This is a genomic window from Pseudoxanthomonas helianthi (genome assembly GCF_017939625.1).
Classification (GTDB): domain Bacteria; phylum Pseudomonadota; class Gammaproteobacteria; order Xanthomonadales; family Xanthomonadaceae; genus Pseudoxanthomonas_A; species Pseudoxanthomonas_A helianthi.
In genome coordinates this window covers 996,409-1,015,354 of sequence record NZ_JAGKTC010000001.1, presented here as the reverse complement: position 1 = coordinate 1,015,354, position 18,946 = coordinate 996,409, and the positions used below count along the sequence as shown (strand labels likewise).

At 67.6% G+C, this 18,946-nt stretch carries 18 protein-coding genes; 6 read left to right on the top strand and 12 right to left on the bottom strand.

The annotated features are described in order from the left end of the window. Positions 1–35 precede the first annotated feature (35 nt). The 6 genes from J5837_RS04590 (at position 36) to J5837_RS04565 (ending at position 6,598) form a co-directional block, all read left to right on the top strand. Complete coding sequence (locus tag J5837_RS04590) at positions 36–1,289, top strand: sugar MFS transporter (RefSeq protein WP_210535526.1); 1,254 nt, start codon at positions 36–38, stop codon at positions 1,287–1,289. A gap of 19 nt (positions 1,290–1,308) precedes the next feature. After that, positions 1,309–2,373, top strand: a complete 1,065-nt coding sequence (locus J5837_RS04585; protein WP_210535525.1) for a LacI family DNA-binding transcriptional regulator — start codon at positions 1,309–1,311, stop codon at positions 2,371–2,373. A gap of 35 nt (positions 2,374–2,408) precedes the next feature. Further along, on the top strand, positions 2,409–3,410 hold the full coding sequence (locus J5837_RS04580; RefSeq protein WP_425504828.1) for an SIS domain-containing protein: 1,002 nt from the start codon (positions 2,409–2,411) through the stop codon (positions 3,408–3,410). Positions 3,411–3,548: 138 nt separating this feature from the next. After that, positions 3,549–4,688, top strand: coding sequence for an N-acetylglucosamine-6-phosphate deacetylase (gene nagA / locus J5837_RS04575; protein WP_210535523.1), 1,140 nt, complete (start codon positions 3,549–3,551; stop codon positions 4,686–4,688). After that, positions 4,681–5,766: an acyltransferase family protein gene (locus J5837_RS04570; RefSeq protein WP_342345501.1), complete on the top strand. Its 1,086-nt coding sequence runs from the start codon at positions 4,681–4,683 to the stop codon at positions 5,764–5,766. Before nagA ends, J5837_RS04570 begins: the two co-directional genes overlap by 8 nt. Before the next feature lie 229 nt (positions 5,767–5,995). Further along, positions 5,996–6,598 (top strand): glutathione S-transferase family protein, encoded by a 603-nt coding sequence (locus J5837_RS04565; RefSeq protein ID WP_210536137.1) that lies wholly within the window; start codon positions 5,996–5,998, stop codon positions 6,596–6,598. A gap of 32 nt (positions 6,599–6,630) precedes the next feature. Here J5837_RS04565 and arr read toward each other — a convergent pair whose 3' ends face one another. The 12 genes from arr to J5837_RS04505 all read right to left on the bottom strand — a co-directional run bounded on the left by arr (position 6,631) and on the right by J5837_RS04505 (position 18,849). After that, a complete protein-coding gene (gene arr, locus J5837_RS04560; RefSeq protein ID WP_210535521.1) occupies positions 6,631–7,080 on the bottom strand; it encodes an NAD(+)--rifampin ADP-ribosyltransferase in 450 nt (149 codons plus the stop codon). Positions 7,081–7,327: 247 nt separating this feature from the next. Then, positions 7,328–7,957 carry a DUF4124 domain-containing protein gene (locus J5837_RS04555; protein ID WP_210535520.1) on the bottom strand — a complete coding sequence of 210 codons (630 nt, stop codon included), beginning with the start codon at positions 7,955–7,957 and terminating at the stop codon, positions 7,328–7,330. Then, positions 7,957–8,646 (bottom strand): DUF4124 domain-containing protein, encoded by a 690-nt coding sequence (locus J5837_RS04550; RefSeq protein WP_210535519.1) that lies wholly within the window; start codon positions 8,644–8,646, stop codon positions 7,957–7,959. The genes J5837_RS04555 and J5837_RS04550 overlap by 1 nt, the downstream gene beginning before the upstream one ends. 54 nt (positions 8,647–8,700) lie before the next feature. Further along, positions 8,701–9,264 carry an L-threonylcarbamoyladenylate synthase type 1 TsaC gene (gene tsaC, locus J5837_RS04545; protein ID WP_244755620.1) on the bottom strand — a complete coding sequence of 188 codons (564 nt, stop codon included), beginning with the start codon at positions 9,262–9,264 and terminating at the stop codon, positions 8,701–8,703. A gap of 81 nt (positions 9,265–9,345) precedes the next feature. After that, complete coding sequence (locus J5837_RS04540) at positions 9,346–11,868, bottom strand: DNA topoisomerase I (protein WP_210535517.1); 2,523 nt, start codon at positions 11,866–11,868, stop codon at positions 9,346–9,348. A gap of 168 nt (positions 11,869–12,036) precedes the next feature. Then, positions 12,037–12,981 carry an RDD family protein gene (locus J5837_RS04535; protein WP_210535516.1) on the bottom strand — a complete coding sequence of 315 codons (945 nt, stop codon included), beginning with the start codon at positions 12,979–12,981 and terminating at the stop codon, positions 12,037–12,039. Positions 12,982–13,001: 20 nt separating this feature from the next. Next, positions 13,002–13,976, bottom strand: a complete 975-nt coding sequence (locus J5837_RS04530; protein ID WP_210535515.1) for an RDD family protein — start codon at positions 13,974–13,976, stop codon at positions 13,002–13,004. Between the two features lie 25 nt (positions 13,977–14,001). Then, positions 14,002–15,036 carry an RDD family protein gene (locus tag J5837_RS04525; protein ID WP_210535514.1) on the bottom strand — a complete coding sequence of 345 codons (1,035 nt, stop codon included), beginning with the start codon at positions 15,034–15,036 and terminating at the stop codon, positions 14,002–14,004. 38 nt (positions 15,037–15,074) lie between these two features. Next, positions 15,075–15,785 (bottom strand): pilin, encoded by a 711-nt coding sequence (locus tag J5837_RS04520; RefSeq protein WP_210535513.1) that lies wholly within the window; start codon positions 15,783–15,785, stop codon positions 15,075–15,077. 107 nt (positions 15,786–15,892) lie between these two features. After that, positions 15,893–16,384 (bottom strand): DUF494 family protein, encoded by a 492-nt coding sequence (locus J5837_RS04515; RefSeq protein ID WP_210535512.1) that lies wholly within the window; start codon positions 16,382–16,384, stop codon positions 15,893–15,895. A 5-nt stretch (positions 16,385–16,389) separates the two neighbouring features. Next, positions 16,390–17,616, bottom strand: a complete 1,227-nt coding sequence (gene dprA / locus J5837_RS04510) for a DNA-processing protein DprA (RefSeq protein ID WP_210535511.1) — start codon at positions 17,614–17,616, stop codon at positions 16,390–16,392. Between the two features lie 69 nt (positions 17,617–17,685). Then, positions 17,686–18,849 carry a LysM peptidoglycan-binding domain-containing protein gene (locus J5837_RS04505; RefSeq protein ID WP_210535510.1) on the bottom strand — a complete coding sequence of 388 codons (1,164 nt, stop codon included), beginning with the start codon at positions 18,847–18,849 and terminating at the stop codon, positions 17,686–17,688. Positions 18,850–18,946: the final 97 nt, after the last annotated feature.

Here is an 18,946-nt window from a genome sequence, read left to right as displayed (position 1 = left end):
CCGGCCCATCGCCATCCATTCGGGGAGCACCGCGCATGAGCGCAAGCCCAGCCACGCGCCAGACCACGTCGATCGCCATCGTCGGCGCGCTGTTTTTCATCTTCGGCTTCGTCACCTGGCTCAACGGGCCGCTGATCGGCTTCGTCCAGCTCGCCTTCGAGCTGAGCGTGGTCAAGGCCTTCCTGGTCACCTTCGTCTTCTATCTGTCGTACTTCGTGTTCGCGTTGCCCGCGTCGGCGATCCTCGACCGCACCGGGATGAAGAAGGGCATGGCGCTGGGCCTGCTGGTGATGGCGGTGGGCGCGGCGACGTTCGGCGAGTTCTGCGTGCGCCGCTGGTATCCGGGCGCGCTGGGCGGGCTGTTCGTGATCGGCGCGGGCCTGGCCGTACTGCAGACCGCGTCGAATCCGTACATCAGCATCCTCGGCCCGATCGAGAGCGCGGCCCAGCGCATCGCGGTGATGGGCATCTGCAACAAGGTCGCCGGCATCCTCGCCCCGCTGGTGCTGGGCGCGCTGGTGCTGCACGGCATGGACAACCTCAGCGAGCAGGTTGCGGCGGCCGATGCGGCCGGCAAGGCCGCGCTGCTGGACGAGTTCGCCGCGCGCGTGCACCTGCCCTACCTGGTGATGGCCGGCGTGCTCGCGGTGCTGGGCATCGCGATCCTGTTCTCGCCGTTGCCCGATCTGCGCTCCGAGCAGGGCAGCAAGGCGGACGCGGGCGGCGACAGCCTGTTCAACTATCCGCACGTATGGCTGGGTGCGCTGGCGATCTTCGTCTACGTCGGCGCCGAAGTGATGGCCGGCGACGCCATCGGTACGTACGGCCACAGCTTCGGCCTGCCGGTGGACCAGACCAAGTTCCTGACCTCGGCCACGCTGACCGCGATGCTGTTGGGCTACATCGTCGGCTTCGTCGCCATTCCGCGCTTCATTTCGCAGCAGAGCTACCTGGTGTGGTCGGCGGTGCTGGGCGTGCTGCTGACCATCGGCGCCTACCTGACCAAGGGCTACGTGTCGGTGGCCTTCGTCGCCGCGTTGGGCTTCGCCAACGCGATGATGTGGCCGGCGATCTTCCCGCTGGCGATCCATGGCCTGGGCAAGCTGATCGAACGCGGTTCGGCGCTGCTGATCATGGGCATCGCCGGCGGCGCGATCGTGCCGCAGCTGTTCGCCCTGCTGAAGGAACGGATGGACTTCCAGCTGGTGTTCATGCTGCTGATGGTGCCGTGTTACCTGTATATCCTGTACTTCGCCGCGCGCGGGCACAGCGTGCCGCCGCGGCGTTGAACCGGGAAACGGAGTGGCCATGCGCAGACCCACGATCAAAGACGTCGCCGAACGCGCCAACGTGTCGTTGAAGACCGTGTCGCGGGTGATCAACAACGAACCGTCGGTGCTGCACGGGACGCGCGCGCGGGTGTTGCGCGCGATCGACGAGCTCGACTACGAACCCGATGCCGCCGCACGCAACCTGCGCAGCGGCACGCCGTTCGTGATCGGCCTGGTCTACGACAACCCCAACCCGTACCACATCATCGGCGTGCAGAACGGCGTGCTGGCCGCGTGCCGCGAAACCGGTTTCGGCCTGCAGATCCATCCCTGCGATTCGACCTCGCCGCTGCTGGCCGACGAGCTGGCCGACTTCGCCCAGCGTTCGCGCCTGGCCGGACTGGTGCTGACCGCGCCGATGTCCGAACGCATGGAGCTGGTCGAGGCGCTGGCCGCGCGCGGCGTGCCGCTGGTGCGGATCATCGCCGCCACGCGCGATCCCGAGGACGGCCATCCCTGCGTCTATGTCGACGACCGCGACGCGGCCTACGAAATCACCGAACACCTGATCCAGCTCGGCCACCAGCGCATCGGCTTCCTGTGGGGTGGGCTGGCGCACCTGTCCAGCACCGAGCGCTACGCCGGCTACGAGCAGGCGCTGGCCGATTACAACATCCCGCTGGACAAGCATCTGGTGGTGCCGGGCGATTACACCTTCGACGACGGCTTCCGCGGCGCGCGCCGCCTGCTGGCCTTGCGTGAACCGCCGACCGCGATCTTCGGCTGCAACGACGAGATCGCCGCCGGCGCATTGGCCGCGGCGAAGTCGGCCGGCCTGAATGTTCCGTACGACCTGTCCATCGCCGGTTTCGAAGACAGTCCGTTCTCGCGCCAGTCGTGGCCGGCGCTGACCACGGCCAAGCAGGCCACCGAGGAAATCGCCCGCCACGCCGCGCGCCTGCTGATCGCGCGCCTGCGCCAGGACGCCTACGACGACCACCCGATGCCGGTGCACAACCAGGGCTTCGCGCCGCAGCTGGTGGTGCGCGGCTCGACCGCGCCGATGCGCCCGCGTCCCCCCGAATCCAGACCCAACGAATGACCCCCGCCGTGAGCCCAGCCCCCGAATCCACCCTGATGTTCAATGAAGCGGCGCAGGCCGCCGACGTGGTCGCCGCGCAGTTCGCGCGCAATGCCGGCACCGTCGCAGCGCTGGCCACCGACCTGCGCGCCAATCCGCCGCCGTTCGTGGCCACCTGCGCGCGCGGCAGTTCCGACCACGCTGCCACCTACGCCAAGTACCTGTTCGAAACCCAGCTCGGTTTCGTCACGGCGTCGGCTTCCCCGTCGGTCGGTTCGGTGTACGAGGCAAAACAGAAGCTCGCCAACGCGCTGTACATCGTGATCTCGCAATCGGGCAAGAGTCCCGACCTGCTGCGCAACGCCGAAGCCGCGCGCGAAGCGGGCGCGCGCGTGGTCGCGCTGGTCAACGTCGAGGACTCGCCGCTGGCGCAACTGGCCGACACCGTGCTGCCGCTGTGCGCGGGACCGGAGCGCAGCGTCGCCGCGACCAAGAGCTACCTCGCCTCGCTGGCCGCGATCCTGCAACTGGCCGCGCACTGGAAGAACGAAGCGCCGCTGCTCGATGCATTGCCGGCGTTGCCCGATGCGTTGCGCTCGGCATGGCAGTGCGACTGGTCGTCGCTGACCGAAGGGCTGGTCGACGCGCATAACCTGTTCGTCCTGGGTCGCGGCCTGGGCTTGGCCGCCGCCCAGGAAGCAGCGTTGAAGTTCAAGGAAACCTGCGGCCTGCATGCCGAGGCCTACAGCTCGGCCGAGGTGAAGCACGGGCCGATGGCGCTGGTCGGACCGGGGTTCCCGGTGCTGGCCTTCGCCCAGCCCGACGAAACCGGCGCCGGCACGCTGGCCGCCGCGCAGGAATTCCGCGGTCGCGATGCGCAGGTTTGGGTCGCGGCGGAACAGGGTGGAGATTTGCCGCTGGCGCATTCGCCGCATCCGGCTTGCGCGCCGCTGTTGACCATCCAGAGCTATTACCGCGCGATCAACGCGCTGGCGTTGTTGCGCGGTTACAACCCCGACGTGCCGCCGCATCTGAACAAGGTCACCGAAACAGTCTAGTTTTTGTCTCGTCATCCCGGCGAAAGCCGGGACCCTAGCCTTTGCTTTCGCTCCGAGGACGAATAGGCAAGGGCAACCGCAAGAGCTGGGTCCCGGCTTTCGCCGGGATGACGATATCGAGAATGTAGAGTTCAATCCATGAGCACCTTCGCCCTCACCAACGCACAAGTCCTGACCGACAACGGCTTCCTGTCCGGCATCGCCGTGCTGGTCGAGAACGGCAGGATCGCCGCACTGCTGCCCGAGTCGGAACTGTCGAACGACCTGCAACGCCACGACCTGCACGGCGATTACCTGCTGCCCGGCTTCATCGACGTGCAGGTCAACGGCGGCGGCGGCGTGCTGTTCAACAACGCACCCACCGTCGAAGCGCTGCGCACCCTTGTCGCGGGGCATCGCAAGTTCGGCAGCACCGGCCTGATGCCGACCCTGATCAGCGACGACGTCGAGGTGATGCGCGAAGCGGTGGAAGCCGTGCGCCGCGCCATCGCCGAAGGCGTGCCGGGCGTGCTCGGCATCCACCTGGAAGGCCCGTACATCGCGCCGGCGCGCAAGGGCACGCACAACGCGGACAAGTTCCGCGTGCCCGATGCGGCCGAGATAGAAATGGCCACGTCGCTGGACAACGGCGTCACCCTGATCACGCTGGCGCCCGAGCGCGTGCCGGCGGAGACGATCCGCGCGATGGTCGCGCGGGGTGCGAAAGTCTGCGCGGGACATACCGCGGCGACCTACGAAGAAGCCCGCGCCGGCCTCGACGCGGGCATCAGCGGCTTCACCCACCTGTACAACGCGATGACCCCGCTGCAGGGCCGCGAGCCCGGCGTGGTCGGGGCGGCCCTGGAAGACGCGGACAGCTGGTGCGGCGTGATCGTCGACGGCGTCCACGTGCATCCGGCCAGCCTGCGCGTGGCGCTGGCGGCCAAGCCGCGCGGCAAGGTCGTGCTGGTTACCGATGCGATGCCGATGGTCGGTTCCGACGATCCCAGCTTCGACCTGTACGGCGAAACCATCACCGCGAAGGATGGCGTGGTGCGCAACGCCGCGGGCTCGCTGGCCGGTTCCGCGCTGGACATGGCCAGTGCGGTACGCAACACGGTCCACCTGGTCGGCCTGCCGCTGGGCGAAGCCGCGCGCATGGCGTCGACCTATCCCGCGCAATGGCTGGGTATCGATGGCGTGCGTGGTCGCATCGCCGAGGGCCTGGCCGCCGATTTCGTTGCGTTGGATCGTGATCTGCAGGTGTCCGCAACGTGGATCGGCGGCGAGCGTGAGTAAGGCGTTGCCGGCGAAGCCGAAACGCTTCGCGTCGGTCGACGCGCTGCGCGGCCTCACCGTCGCGGCGATGCTGCTGGTCAACAACCCGGGCGACTGGGGCCACGTCTACGCGCCGCTGCTGCATTCGGAATGGAACGGCTGCACGCCGACCGACCTGGTATTCCCGTTCTTCCTGTTCATCGTCGGCGTGTCGATCGCGCTGGGCATCGTGCCGCGCATCGAAGCCGGCGCCGATCCGCGGCCGTTGCGACGCGCCGTGTGGGCGCGCGGAGCGAAGATCATCGGCCTCGGCGTGCTGTTGCACCTGCTGGCATGGTGGTTGATGGACAAGCCGGCGTTCCGCCCGCTCGGCGTGTTGCCGCGGATCGGCATTTGCTTCATCGCCGCCGGCCTGCTGGCGACGGCGAGCAGGCCGCGTACGCAATGGGTGTCGATCGTCGTGCTGTTGCTCGGCTACTGGGCCGTGATGGCGGCAGGCGGCTCGTACGAACCCTTCGTCAACCTCGCCAGCCGCGTCGATACCGCGTTGTTTGGCGTGCACAACTACATCTACGACGCCGCCAGCGGGCGCGGGCACGATCCGGAAGGTCTGCTTTCCACCCTGCCGTCCATCGCCACGACCTTGCTGGGGTTGCGCGCGGGGGACTGGTTGCGGCATGGGGAAACGAAACGTCTGCCGTGGTTCGCCCTTGTCGCGTTGGCGCTGGGTGCGCTCTGGTCGTTGTGGTTCCCGTTCAACAAGAACCTGTGGACCTCGTCGTACGTACTGTGGACCGCGGGTTGGGCGGCGCTGGCGCTGTGGCTGGCGCATCGGCTGGTCGACGTGCGCGGCTGGCCGGCGCTGGGCCGCAGTTTCGGCGTCAATGCCATCACCGCCTACGCCGGCTCCGCGCTGATGGTGTACGTGTTCGCCGGTCTGGGTTGGTCGGATCCGATCTACCGGGTCGGCTTCGCGGACTGGATGACGCCGCTGTTCGGCCCGTACGTGCCGTCGCTGGCCTTCGCCCTCGTCTTCGTCCTGGTGTGGTGGGGCATCGTGCGCTGGATGGATCGGCGCGGGTGGCACTGGAAGGTATAGCGGTTTGGTGGGCACGCTTCATGTGCCCACCTCGCTTGAACATTGCACCTGCGGTGGGCACAAGAAGCGTGCCCACCCTACGTGCTTGTCGAATCCCGGTCCTGTCGTTCGTCTATGTCGTGGAGGAGGGCAAGCGCCCGCCCAGGCCATCGACCCGAAAGGAGGAGTCGCCGTGAACCTTCCAACGAACCCGACCATCACCGCCTTCGAACGCTCGCCCGATGGCGGCATGGGCCTGGCGCGCGATACGCGCGTGCGCTGGGCGCTGGAAGAAGTGGGCCAGCCTTACGACGTGCGGCTGGTTTCCTTCCAGGCGATGAAGGAGCCCGCGCATCTGGCGCTGCATCCCTTCGGGCAGATCCCGACTTACGAGGAAGGCGATCTCGCCCTGTTCGAGACCGGCGCGATCGTGCTGCACATCGCGGAGCATCATGCGGGTCTGCTGCCTGGCGATGCCGACGCGCGGGCGCGCGCGATCATGTGGATGTTCGCCGCGGTCAACACGGTGGAGCCGCCGATCCTGGAGCTGGTGATCGCGAGGATCCACGAGGGCGACAAGCCCTGGGCCAAGGAGCGCCTGCCCTTGGTCGCGGAACGCGTCCGCAACCGGCTGAAGCAGCTTTCCGCCCGCCTCGGCGATGCCGAATGGCTCGATGGCGCCTTCAGCGCGGGCGACTTGATGATGGCGTCGGTGCTGCTGCGCCTGCGGCCGTCGGGCATCCTCGACGAGTTCCCCAGCCTCGCCGCGTATGTCGCGCGGGCCGAAGCGCGGCCTGCGTACCAGCGGGCGTTCGCCGCGCAGCTGGCGATCAACGCCAGCCGAGCTGTGTAGGGTGGGCACGCTTTCCGTGCCCACCGCACGGGCTAATTGATGATCTCGCCCATGCCCGTTTCGATGCGTTCCCTCAAATGCCGGATGAACTCGGGATCGTAGGATTCCCAATCATCGAGTTCGCCGACGATTTTCAGGGGATGCCGGCTCCGGTATGAGCGCGTCGGGTTGCCCGGGAATTTCTTGTTGGTGACGTTCGGGTCGTCTTCGAAAGGGCCGGTCGGCGCCACGACATATACCCGCGGCCTGCCATTTCCCTTGGCGATTTCCGCGGCAAGGCCAGCTCCTTTCGGCAGGGTCGTGAAATAGATGTGGTTCATCACCACGCTGTCGTCGTAGTTGGATCTGAAGCCCGCGGTCAGCAGGCCGCCGGCCGAAAGATCCGCCTTCGTTCCGTGATAGAACGGACCGGCCACCGTATCGCAGTTCTCCGCGGAAACCGGAACCCAGTCGTCGTCCGGAACCAATGCGTCGTTGTGCATCGTCTGGTCGCCCTCTTGCCTGCCTTGTCGACAGGGGCGCGATTCTAGTGTCCGCTTTCAGCCTTGCCGCAAGCCCCCACGGGTGATATAAATTCATGGTGGGAGGCGCAGCGCGCCTCCTTTTTTTGTTTGGTTCCGCGGCGAGGGATAGCGGTTGCGCGACCGCCCGGTCGCTTCAGATGCCGGGACCGGGGCGTGGAATTCGGGTGAAACCGCCGTCGTGCGCCCGAGTGTGCGGGCCGATGACCTATGGCGATGTCGCGCCGCAAGTGCTCTCGTGGATGATGCGCTGCACGCGTTCGAATTCGGCCCTGTTCTTCTCGGCGTTCTCGGTACGGCCGAAGCGCCACGCGACTTCGGTTTCGCCAAGACGCTTCTTCCACGCCTCGCACAAGGCGCCATCGGGCACGCGCGCGCACTGGTCGTAGACGATGTCGCAGGCCTGGCCGGCGCCGGTGGACGGGTTGCCATCGAGTCCGACGGTGCGCAGGGGCAGGCAGCGTTTCTGCGGCTCGCTGCTCTCGGTGACGTAGCTGTCGCGGTCGTAGGTGGTGCACTGGAACAGGACCGGCGGCGACAGCCGCGGCTTGTCGTCGGCGACGGCTTCGACGGGCTCTTCGCGCGGGGTGTCGGGTACGGCTTCGGGCCTGGGTGGCGCGGCGGGCAGCGGAGCCGGCGTCGACGGTTTCGCGGCGGCCCCCATCGGTACCGTGTTTACGCCCTGCATGGTCTTCTTCTCTTCACGCGAGCCTTTCGGGCACGGCGAATTCTGGATGGTCAGGTGACCGGCCGCATCGGTGCAGCGATAGAACACGACATCGCCGGCAAAGGCGGGAGCGGCCGGCAACAGGCCCAGGACAAGCAACATCGAACGCATCAGTAGGTTCCGCAATCGTTGGCGAGGCGCGCATCGATGCCGCGCTGTTCGAGGTCCAGCTCGCGACGTTCGCTCTGCAGCGCGCTGTAGTAACGGCGCTGGATCTCGTAGCGGCGGTCGGACAACCGCGCACAGACTTCCTGCGGTGGCAGTTGGTGGCAAGTATCGCGCACCCAGGTACCGCCGCCCATGCCGGCATACGTCGGCACCACCGCTTCGCGCACGCTGCCGCTGCGGAAACTGCCGCTGACGTGGCCATTGTCGACGCGGACGTGGGCGTGACCGGGTTCGACCACCGGCACTCGCGCCAGGGCCGGGTAGCCGAGCGTCCACAACGGGACCCAGCGCGGATTGCCTTCGCCGTTGTCGCTGCTGTAGCGACGGCCGTCGGGATCGACGCACTCGTACATAGGTTGCGGCGGCGTGCGGTAGACCACGCTCGTTTGCGGCGCGGATGCGGCGGGCGGGGTCGGCGCGATCGTGATCGGCGGGGCGCGGCCGGGTGCGGGATCGCGCGGGCGCTGCATCGAGCGCACCTGCTGCGTCTCGCCCTTCGCGCACGGCGTATCGCGCAGGGTCAGTCGCCCGTCGCTGCCGACGCAGCGATAGATCGTCACGTCGCCGGCGCGCGCCGGCGCGATGGCCTGCGCGGCGAGCAGGACGGAGGCGAGGGTGGTGGCTTTCCACATGCGCGCATCTTGCGCGCAACGCACGTACGCGGGAAGCCGCGACGCGGCGTCCGTTCAGCCGCGGAAAACGTGGCCGCTGAGCGCGTCGCGGATCGGCGTGGGTTGGTCGAGGCCGCCCGTTTCTCCTTCGGTCGCGCCATCGACCAGGGCAAGAACCGCCGGATCGAGCTGGTCGCGGTTGAATGCCGAAGGCGCGCCGGCCAGGTTGGCGCTGGTCGATACCAGCGGCCCGCCGAAGGCGCGGCACAGCGCGACCACGGTCGGATGCGCGCTGATCCGCACGGCGATGCCGGCATGCGCGCCGGTGATCCAGCGTGGCGCGCTGGCGCTGGAGGGCAGTACCCAGGTATTCGGGCCCGGCCACGACGCCAGCACTTCGGCCAGGCGCGCCTCCGACACGGTCGCCAAGTCCAGTACCGGCTGCAGTTGGGCCAGGTCGGCGGCGATCAGGATCAGGCCTTTTTCCACCGGACGCTGCTTGATCGCCAGCAGGCGCAGCACCGCGGCCTCGTCGAACGGATCGCAGCCGAGGCCCCAGACGGCTTCGGTGGGGTAGGCGATGACGCCGCCGGATTTCAACCGGGCGACGGCATCGTCGAGGGTGAGCGCGGTAGACATGTGCGGAGTTTGTCGCATTGCCGCGACGATTGCTCGCCTTTGCTTTGTAGAGCCGAGCATGCTCGGCTCTACGAGGCGGAACTACGACTTCTTGACGACGCGCTTCTTGCCGGGCTCGAACTTCGCCGCGGTGACCAGTACCTTGGCCGGTTCGACGTCGCCGGACAGCGGCCGCACGGCCTTCTTGGCCGGCGCCTTCTTGGCGGCAGTCTTCTTGGTCGCGGTCTTTTTCGCGGCGGTCTTCTTCGTCGCCGTCTTCTTCGCGGTCACTTCCTTGGTCTTGGCCGTGGCCTTCTTCGCGCCGAAGCCGCGCCGCGCCGGCTTGCCGGTTTCCTCGAGCAGCTTCTGCACCTCTTCCAGGGTCAGCGACGCCGGCTCGCGATCCTTGGGGATCTTGCCGTTGAGCTTGCCGTCGCTGATGTACGGGCCGAAGCGGCCGTTCAGCACCTGGATGTCGCTGTCGGCGAATTCCTTGATGATGCGGTTGCGCGCGATCTCTTCCTTCTCTTCGATCAGGAACACCGCGCGCGCCAGGTCGATGGTGTACGGATCGTCTTCCTTCTTCAGCGAGGCATAGGTCGAGCCGCGCTTGGCGAACGGGCCGAAGCGGCCGATGCCGACGCTGACTTCCTCGCCGTTGGATTCGCCCAGCTTGCGCGGCAGCTTGAACAGCTCGATGGCTTCCTCGAGCGTGATCGTGTGCATCGACATGCCGGGACGCAGCGAGGCGAACTCCAGCTTCTCGTCCACGTCCTTGTCGCCGATCTGCGCGTACGGGCCGAAACGGCCCAAGCGCACGCTGACCGGCTTGCCGCTCTTCGGATCGGTGCCCAGCTCGCGCGCGCCGGTGGCTTCGCTGCGGTCGACCGATTCGGATTTCTCCTCGACCAGTTCCTTGAACGGGCCCCAGAACTTCTCCATCAGCGGCACCCACTCTTCCTCGCCGCGGGAGACGGCGTCCAGCTCGTCCTCCATGTTCGCGGTGAAGTCGTAGTCGACGTAGCGGGTGAAGTGGCTGCTGAGGAACTTCGACACCGCGCGGCCCACGTCGGTGGGCTTGAACGCGCGGCCTTCCATTTCCACGTACTTGCGGAACTGCAGGGTCTGGATGATCGAGGCGTAGGTGGACGGACGGCCGATGCCGTATTCCTCCAGCGCCTTGACCAGCGCGGCTTCGGTGAAGCGCGGCGGCGGCTGGGTGAAGTGCTGGTCGGCGTGGATGCGGTCCAGCGGCACGCGGTCGCCCGGCTTCATCGCCGGCAGCTTGCGGCCTTCGTCGTCGTCCTCGGCGTTCTTCGCGTCCTTGCCTTCCTCGTACACGGCGAGGAAGCCGGGCACGACCACGGTGGTGCCGCTGGCGCGGAAGCTGTGCTCGTTGCCGGCGGCGAGGTCGACGCTGACGGTGTTCAGCGTGGCCGGGATCATCTGGCAGGCCACGGTGCGCTTCCACACCAGTTCGTACAGCTTGCGCTCGTCGTCGCTGAGATAGCGCGCGACCTGCGCCGGCGTGCGCAGCGCGCTGGTGGGACGTACCGCTTCGTGCGCTTCCTGCGCATTCTTCGACTTGGTCTGGTAGAAGTTGGGCTTGTCCGGCAGCGAAGCGGTGCCGAAGTCGCGCGCGATCACGTCGCGCAATTCCGACAGCGCATCGACCGACAGGTTGACCGAGTCGGTACGCATGTAGGTGATCAGGCCGACCGTGCCTTCGTCGCCGATGGACACGCCTTCGTACAACTTCTGCGCCACCTGCATGGTCTTGCGCGTGGTGAAGCCGAGCTTGCGCGCGGCTTCCTGCTGCAGGGTGGAGGTGGTGAACGGCGGCGCCGGGCGGCGCTTGCGTTCCTTGCTGGCGACGTCGGTGACGTGCAGCGCGCCCTGCGCGGCCTGCTGGATGCGCAGGCGCGCGGCTTCGGCGGTGTCGCCGTCGGTGACGGTGAACTGCTCGAACTTCTTGCCGTCCAGCTTGGTCAGCTTGGCGGTGAACGACTGCGACGGATGCGCGCACTCGGCCTCGATGGTCCAGTACTCGCGGGCGATGAAGGCTTCGATCTCCTCCTCGCGCTCGACGATCATGCGCAGCGCCGGGCTCTGCACGCGGCCGGCGGACAGACCGCGCTGGACCTTGCGCCACAGCACCGGCGACAGGTTGAAGCCGACCAGGTAGTCCAGCGCGCGGCGCGCCTGCTGCGCGTCGACCAGGTCGCCGGCGATCTGGCGCGGCTGGGTCATCGCTTCCTTGATCGCGCGCGGGGTGATCTCGGTGAACACCACGCGGTGCAGCGGCTTGCCGTCGAGCAGGCCGCGTTCCTTCAGGATCTCGGCGATGTGCCAGCTGATCGCCTCGCCCTCGCGGTCCGGGTCGGTGGCCAGGAAGATGTCGTCGCTGGCCTTGGCCGCCTTGGCGATGGCGTCGACGTGCTTCTCGTTCTTGTCGATCAGGTCGTAGCGCATGGCGAAGCCGTTGTCCGGATCGACCGCGCCTTCCTTCGGCACCAGGTCGCGGACGTGGCCGTACGACGCGAGGACCTGGAAGTCCTTGCCGAGGTATTTGTTGATCGTCTTGGCCTTGGCGGGCGACTCGACGATGAGGAGGTGCTTGGGCATGGCGGCAGTCTTTGGGGCGGGTCGGCGGGCCCGCAAGGGCCGCGCGGGGCGGTACGTACAGACACCAACGCCCGGGGCGGCGGGCCCCGGGCGTTCAGCTTCGTCTCTTTTTATAGTGGAATCACGCCCGGGGGCGGCCTGTCAAGCCGAACCTGAACGGGGCCGGCCTCAACGGGTCGGCAGGTTGGCCAACATGCCGAAGATGACCCCGATGAATACGATGCCGAGCACAGTCATCGCCCCGGCGATCACCAGGATCACCACGGTCGCCGTGCCCAGTTCGCGGCGCTGCCATTCCGGGTGGGCGGTGTAGGCCCATTTGTCCACGACCTGGGTCCGGCAGATCAGGTCGTGCAGGGCCTGCTTGCGCTGGGTGAAGGCAGCCATCAGGTAGCCCAGGCCCAGCAGCAGCCAGCTGATCCAGCTGGCGAAATGACGGGCGACGCCACGCAGCAGGCTGATCCGGCGGCCGTCTTCGCCGGCCACCTTGATGCCCACGGCCATCTTGCCCAGGGTGGCCTGTTTTGAAGACGCGTGGAATGCCGCGAAGTAGAACGCCTGCAGGGCGATCGGGATCAGGTACACCGACACGATGATCGCGATGCCGAACGCGCTGCCGAACGGATCGCCGCCCGAGGTAAGCGAACCGGTGCTGGCGCCGATGCCCATGAACACCACCATCAGCACCATCTGCACGATCTGGCTGGCCGCACCGATCACGAAGGCATCGATGAAGTAGGCGGCCACGCGTTTCCAGAACCCGGCATAGACCACTTCGCCCGTGGCGTGGAAACCTTCGTCCGAGTGCAGGGTCGCCGCAGGCGCGGCGTAGGGCGAGGCGTGTGCGGGGGCGGGCTCGCTATACAGGTCGTCCGTGAGCGGAGCCAGCGGCTCGACGGAAAGTTCGGCCTCCCCGGGCGTTTCGGCGGGCGCCGGTTCCAGCAGGGCGAGTTCGGCGGTGAAGTCGCCGAGTGGTTGCCAGCCCGACAATCCTTCGCGCCAGACCAGCGTGTCCAGAGCCACGCTGCCGTTGCGGAACAGGCGCGCCAGTTCGGCGCTTTCCACCGGCCCGTGGCGCTGGCGATTGCGGTCGGCGTAGTGCCATTCGGACATGCGAAGGATTCCCGTTGGGGTCAGCGTCCGCCCATCGTCGCGGAGAAGATGATCAGGGCCAAGTAGCCGAACACGAACAGGAGGCTGAGGCCGATCATCACGATCGTCACCGAGCCCACTTCATCGTTCTGGCGCTCCGGATGCGCGGTGAAGGCCCATTTGTCGACGACCAGCGTGTCGCAGGCCAGGTCGTGCAGACCTTGCTTGCGTTCGCTGGTGCCCACCATGATCGCCGAGACCAAAGTACCCACACCGCAGCTGGCCATGTTGATGAAAAAATAGGCCGCCCACCGTCCCAGGCTGCGTCCGAGCATGATCGGTTGGCCGTCGCTGCGCGCCACCTTGATCCCCACCGCCATCTTGCCCAGCGTCGCCTGTCGCACCGACGCCTGCATCCAGGTGAAATACGCGGCCTGGAACAGGATCGGGATGGCGTAAAAACCCAGCAGCATCGAGCCTATGGCGCCCGCTCCCGGACTGACGTTTCCGGAAAAAGCGCCCAGGCCACCGGCCACGCCCATCGTCGCGATGACCGACACCATGGTGATCGCGAAGCCGATCATGCCGTCGATGAACGAAGCCGCGTAACGCTTCCAGAATCCGGCGTACACCACGCGGCCGCCGGCGCTGGCCATCGAATCCCGATTGGTCAGCGTCGCCGCAGGAGCGGCATAGGGCGATGCAGCTGCAACGGATTCACGGGAGGCGAACACCGCTCGACCGAAGTCGGCAGCGCTGTTGCCGCCAGGCCTTGCGGTCTCCATTGGTTCCAGCGACAGCGTGCCGGATTCTTCGGGCGCGTGAGCTACTGGCGCGTCCTCGAGCAAGCCCAATTCGGCCGCGAAATCCCCTAGCGGTTGCCAGTTCGCCAGCCCTTCGCGCCACACCAGCGAATCCAACTGCAACCGGCCTTCGCGAAACAGCCGTGCCAGCGCGGCGGACTCGACAGGTCCCTGGCGATTGCGGTTGCGGTCGGCGTAATACCAGGCGGACATCGGCGTTCCTTCGCGGGCGATCGGTTCAGTGCCGCAGCATGGCAAGGCTGAAGCCCAGGAACAAGACGCCGATGGCGAACAACGCCAGCATCGCGCCGTAAATCCCCAGCACCACCACCGTCACCGTGCCCAGCTCGTGCCGTTGCATGGCCGATTGCCGCGTGTAGGCATAGCGGTCGACTACTACCGTATCGCAGAAGAAGTCGTGCATCGCCTGCTTGCGCTGGGTGAAGGCGGCCATCAGGTAGCCGGCACCCAGCAGCAGCGAACCGGGGATCTGCGCGAAGTAGCGCGCCACGTTGCGCAGGAAGCTGGAGGGTTCGCCGTCGCCGCGCACCACCTTGATGCCCACGGCCATCTTGCCCGGCGTGGCCAGCATGAAATTGGACTGGAACCAGGCGAAATACAGCAGATACAGGACCAGCGTGAACACCACCGGCAACAGGGCCTCGCCCGTTTTGCCGCCGCCGATCATGTCGCTGAGCAGGGTGCCGAACATTTCGCCGCCCAGGCTGCCGATCACGGCGAGGATCACGCCATCGATCAACTGCGCGGCCACCCGTTTCCAGAAGCCGGCGTAGACCACGTCGTGGTCGTCGCGTACCTGCCGCGCTCGCAACGACGCTTGGGAAGGCGCATAGGGATTCGGCGTCGAGCCCCCGTCGGCGCCGGACGGGACGGCGGATTCGCGCCACGCAGGCGGCAGCGGAGTCTCCGCGGGATCGGTGCCCAATGCGAACACCGCGCGACCGGTGAGCGGAGGTTCCGGCGCAGCCTCGGGCGGCTCGGGCTCGAACGGAGGTGGAGACGGCGGGCCCGGCCGGATCGGCTCCAGGCTCAGCGTCGTCGCGGGCGGCGCGATTTCTGCCTGTGGCGCGACGATTTCATGCAGGCGCAACGGCTCGGCCAGTTCGCCCAACGGACGCCATGCCAGCATGCCCTCGCGCCAGACCAGGGTGTCGAAGCCGATTTCGCCGGTGCGCAGCCGTTCCTTCAGTTCGTCGGTGGACAGCGGCCCCAGGGGCTGCCGGTCCGCGCCGGTGTAATGCCAGATGGACATCCGTTTCCCTCAGTTGGGCCGAAGCGTTGCGACGCCGCTCATTCGCGGCAGGGTTGCGGCAAGTAGCGGTTGTCGATTTCCGAACTGCATTGCCAGGCATTGCCGTCGTATTCCCACCACAGCGCCTTGCCGTCGATCTTGTCGCTGCCGGTGCCGCGCAGGCGCATTTCGATGCCGCAACGTTCGTTTTCGAAGGTGCCCACGGTGATCGAGGCGACCTGCGGGCCGGCATAGGCCTCGGCGGCCTTGAACCCCGGGCTGTCGTTGTCCGGGCAGGCCTGCCGCTGGCTATGGAATCCCGCGATGGCCAGCTTCAACGGTTCCGCCGACATCGCGCCCGCGGCGACTTTCGCCCGCAGGGTGTAGTCGTTGTAGGCGGGAACGGCGATGGCGGCGAGGATCCCGATGACCGGCACCGCCAGCACCGCGACCACGATCAGTGCGATCAGGCAGCCGGACATGCCGGACTTCGGCGGCGCGCTGACTGCAGCGCCCGGTACGCGCGGGACCGTCGACATGGCCACGGGCGGCAGCGGTGGTGGAGCGGCGGGCGTCGGCGCGTAGAGCTCGGCGGGCGCAATGCCCAGCTCGGCGGACAGCCGCTCCAGCGGTTGCCATTCGCCCAGGCCTTCGCGCCAGACCAGCGTGTCGCGGCCGATGCGGCCGGAGGCGAAGTGCTCGCGCAGCGTTTCGACGGCCAGCGGCCCGACCCGGCCTTCGCCGGGCGCGTGGTAGTACCAGTCGCTCATGTGGGTTCCCCGTTTTCCCCGCCGCCATTATTCAACAGACGGACGCTTCATGGGAGCGGCCCGGCTTCGGGGCCGGTTTCAGGGAAAAACGGGGTCTTCCGGACCGGTCAGTGCACCGATTCCGGTTCCTCGGTCAGCATCTGCGTTTCCATCCACGCATACGCCGCCTCGCTGCCGGGCTGGTTGAACAGCACCATCAGCACGACCCACTTCAGGTCGTCCAGGTCGAGTTCGTCATGGTCCAGCGCCATCGCGCGGTCCAGCACCAGTTCGCGCTGGTCGGCGTCGAGGATGCCGTGCTGCTCGAGAAACAGCAGGAAGCCGCGGCATTCCACGTCCAGCTTGTCCAGCTCGGCGCCGTGGTAGACGCGGGTGGGACCGCCGACGCGCGGCGTGGCGGTGGCGGGGCGCTGTTCGGCCAGCGCGTCCAGCCAGTCGAAGGCTTTGTTGATCTCGGTGGAGCTGAAGCCGGCCTGGGTCAGTTCGTTGAACAGCGGGCCGTTCTGCAGGGAATCGCGGTCGGCGATGGGGTCGGCGCTTTCTTCGACGAAATAGTGTTCGAACAGGTACAGCAGGACGTCCAGGATGCTTTCTTTCATTGTCCTCAGCCTGCGTCGACGACGCCGTGGCGATGGAAGGAACCGGCCTTGCGGGCGTAACGGCCGTGTTCGACCGCGACCCTGCCCTCCAGTTCCATGACCAGCAGCATGGAGGACAGTTCGGCCGCCGTCAATCCGGTGCGTTCGGCGAGCAAATCCATACCGGTTGGGTCGTGGCCCAGGGCCAGCCACAAGCGCTGGTAGTCGGGATCCCGGCCGGAAGCGGGGTCGAAGCCCGCAGGAGCGGGCCCTGCCCGCGATGCCTTTGCGCCAGATCCGTCGCGGGCAGGACCCGCCCCTGCGGGTTCCACGGCCAGCCGGGCGCGCAGTTCGCTGGCCAGATCGTCGGCCAGGGGACCGATACCGGCGAGCACTTCTTCGGCGGATTCGACCAGACCGGCACCGTCGCGGATCAGCCGGTGGCAGCCGCGGGCCAGCGGGTTGTGGATCGAGCCGGGCACGGCGAACACCTCGCGTCCGGCGTCGGCGGCTTGGCGGGCGGTGATCAGCGCACCGGAGCGCTCGGCCGCCTCGATCACCAACGTACCCAGCGCCAGTCCGGCGAGGATCCGGTTGCGGCTGGGGAAATGCGCGGGTTTGGCCGCCGTGCCCGGCGGGTGTTCGCTGACCACCGCACCACGCGCGGCGATGCGGTCGCGCAAGCCGGCGTGGTGCGGCGGGTAGGCCAGGTCGGGCCCGGTGCCGAGCACGGCGATGGTCAGGCCATCCCGCACCGCCAGCGCCGCCTCATGCGCGGCGGCATCGACGCCAGAGGCCAGGCCGCTGGCAATGGCGACCCCGGCCGCGGCCAGCGCACGGGCGAAGGCATGGGCGTTGTCGCGCCCGCCCGCGCTGGGCGCGCGGCTGCCGACCACGGCCACGGTCGGGTGCCACAGCAGGGCCGGATCGCCGTCGACGAACAGGGCCAGCGGCGGACTGGACAGGCGTCGCAACAGCGGCGGGTAGTCGGGATGGTGCCAGCCGATCAGGTGATGGTTGGGCAGCTGCAGCCAGGCCAGGCCACATTCGTACAGGGCTGCGTCCGGCTGGCGCAGGCGATCGACCTGTTCGTCGTTGAGGCCGGCGGCGCGCCAGGCGGTGCGGCCCGCAGCCAGCGCGGCCGCCGGGCTTGCGTGGTGGACGTCGAGCAGCGCACGACGCGCCACCATCGCGCCGCCGGCCAGCACCAGCGCGAGCAGGGCGGCACGGTCTTCGGGAGTGTCATCGAGCATCGGGCCAGCGTAGGCCGCAAACGAAAACGGCGCCCTCGGGCGCCGTCTCGTTCGAAGGTAGGGAAATTCCTATTCGACCGCGTCCGGATGCTTCAGCGTGTAACCGACGCGGGTCGGCCGCGAACCTTCCATCACCAGCGCGTAGCTGACCTTCTCGAAGGTGCGGAACACCATCACGTGCGACGCGTACTCATCCGGCAGCTGCACCCGGCCGCCGCGGCCGATCACGTCGTCGTGGAAGTCGCCGTGCTTGACCCGGTCGACCGCAAGGCTGCCGTTGCGCCACACCGAGAACACGGTGCCGTTGTCGATGCCTTCGCGGCTGCCGCCGGAAATGGCCACCACGTCGTGGTTGCCGCCGTACAGCATGCCGTCGGCGACCGCGGCGATCTGCAGCTTGCCCACCGGCGGCTGCGAGCGCGGCGCATGCGGGAAGAACTGCAGGTCGTAGGGCTGGGCCTGCACCGGGACCAGGCGGTCGCCGGGGCGGACATCGCGGTATTCGTCGTCCAGCAGCACCGAGGTCACGTCGCCGCCGGTGCGGGTCACGGTGCCGGTGCTGACCTTGGACAGCTCGTAGCCGAGCAGTTCCATCGGGCCTTCCATCAGCGCGGCGGAGGTCCACTGGCGATCCCAGTCGACCGTGTCGCCCTTCAGGCGCTTGCCGCGCCAGTCGAGGTCCTCGGTGTAGCCGAGGTACTTGGCGTTGGAAGCCAGTCGGGTCTGGGTATAGCGCAGCGACGGACGCACCACGCTGTAGCGCTGGCCCGGCTGGGCGCCGGCCAGATTGCGCACGTAGACCAGCCGGCCGGCGCTGCCGCGCAGGTGGTCTTCCTCGATCGACACCACGTAGGGCAGGCCCTCATAGCTGTCGGCGATGCTGAGGTCCTTGAGGAAGGGCTCGATGTCGCTGAGGTTGATCGCGTTGACCGGGGCTTCGTCGCGCGGGCCGGGCTGCACCGCGACGCGGTTCAGGTAGGCCAGGCTGATCACGTCGCCGGGATAGATCAGGTGCGGGTTCTTGATCTGCGGGTTGGCCTGCCAGATTTCCGGCCACAGCCACGGCTTCTTCAGGAACTTCGCCGAGATGTCCCACAAGGTGTCGCCCTTGCGCACGACGTAGCTGTCGGGATGGCTGCCGTTGAACTCGGCGGCGGTGGCGAAGGCGGCGACGGTCAGCGCAGCCGCGGCCGCGACCACGCGCAAGCGGGTCGAAGCGATACGTTTGAACATGGCGATATCCACCTGATTCCCCGATACAGGCTAGTGCCGAACTATAGTCCAGAAAGCCCGGCATGAAGCAAGCGCCGGGGTTAGAATTCGTGAGCGC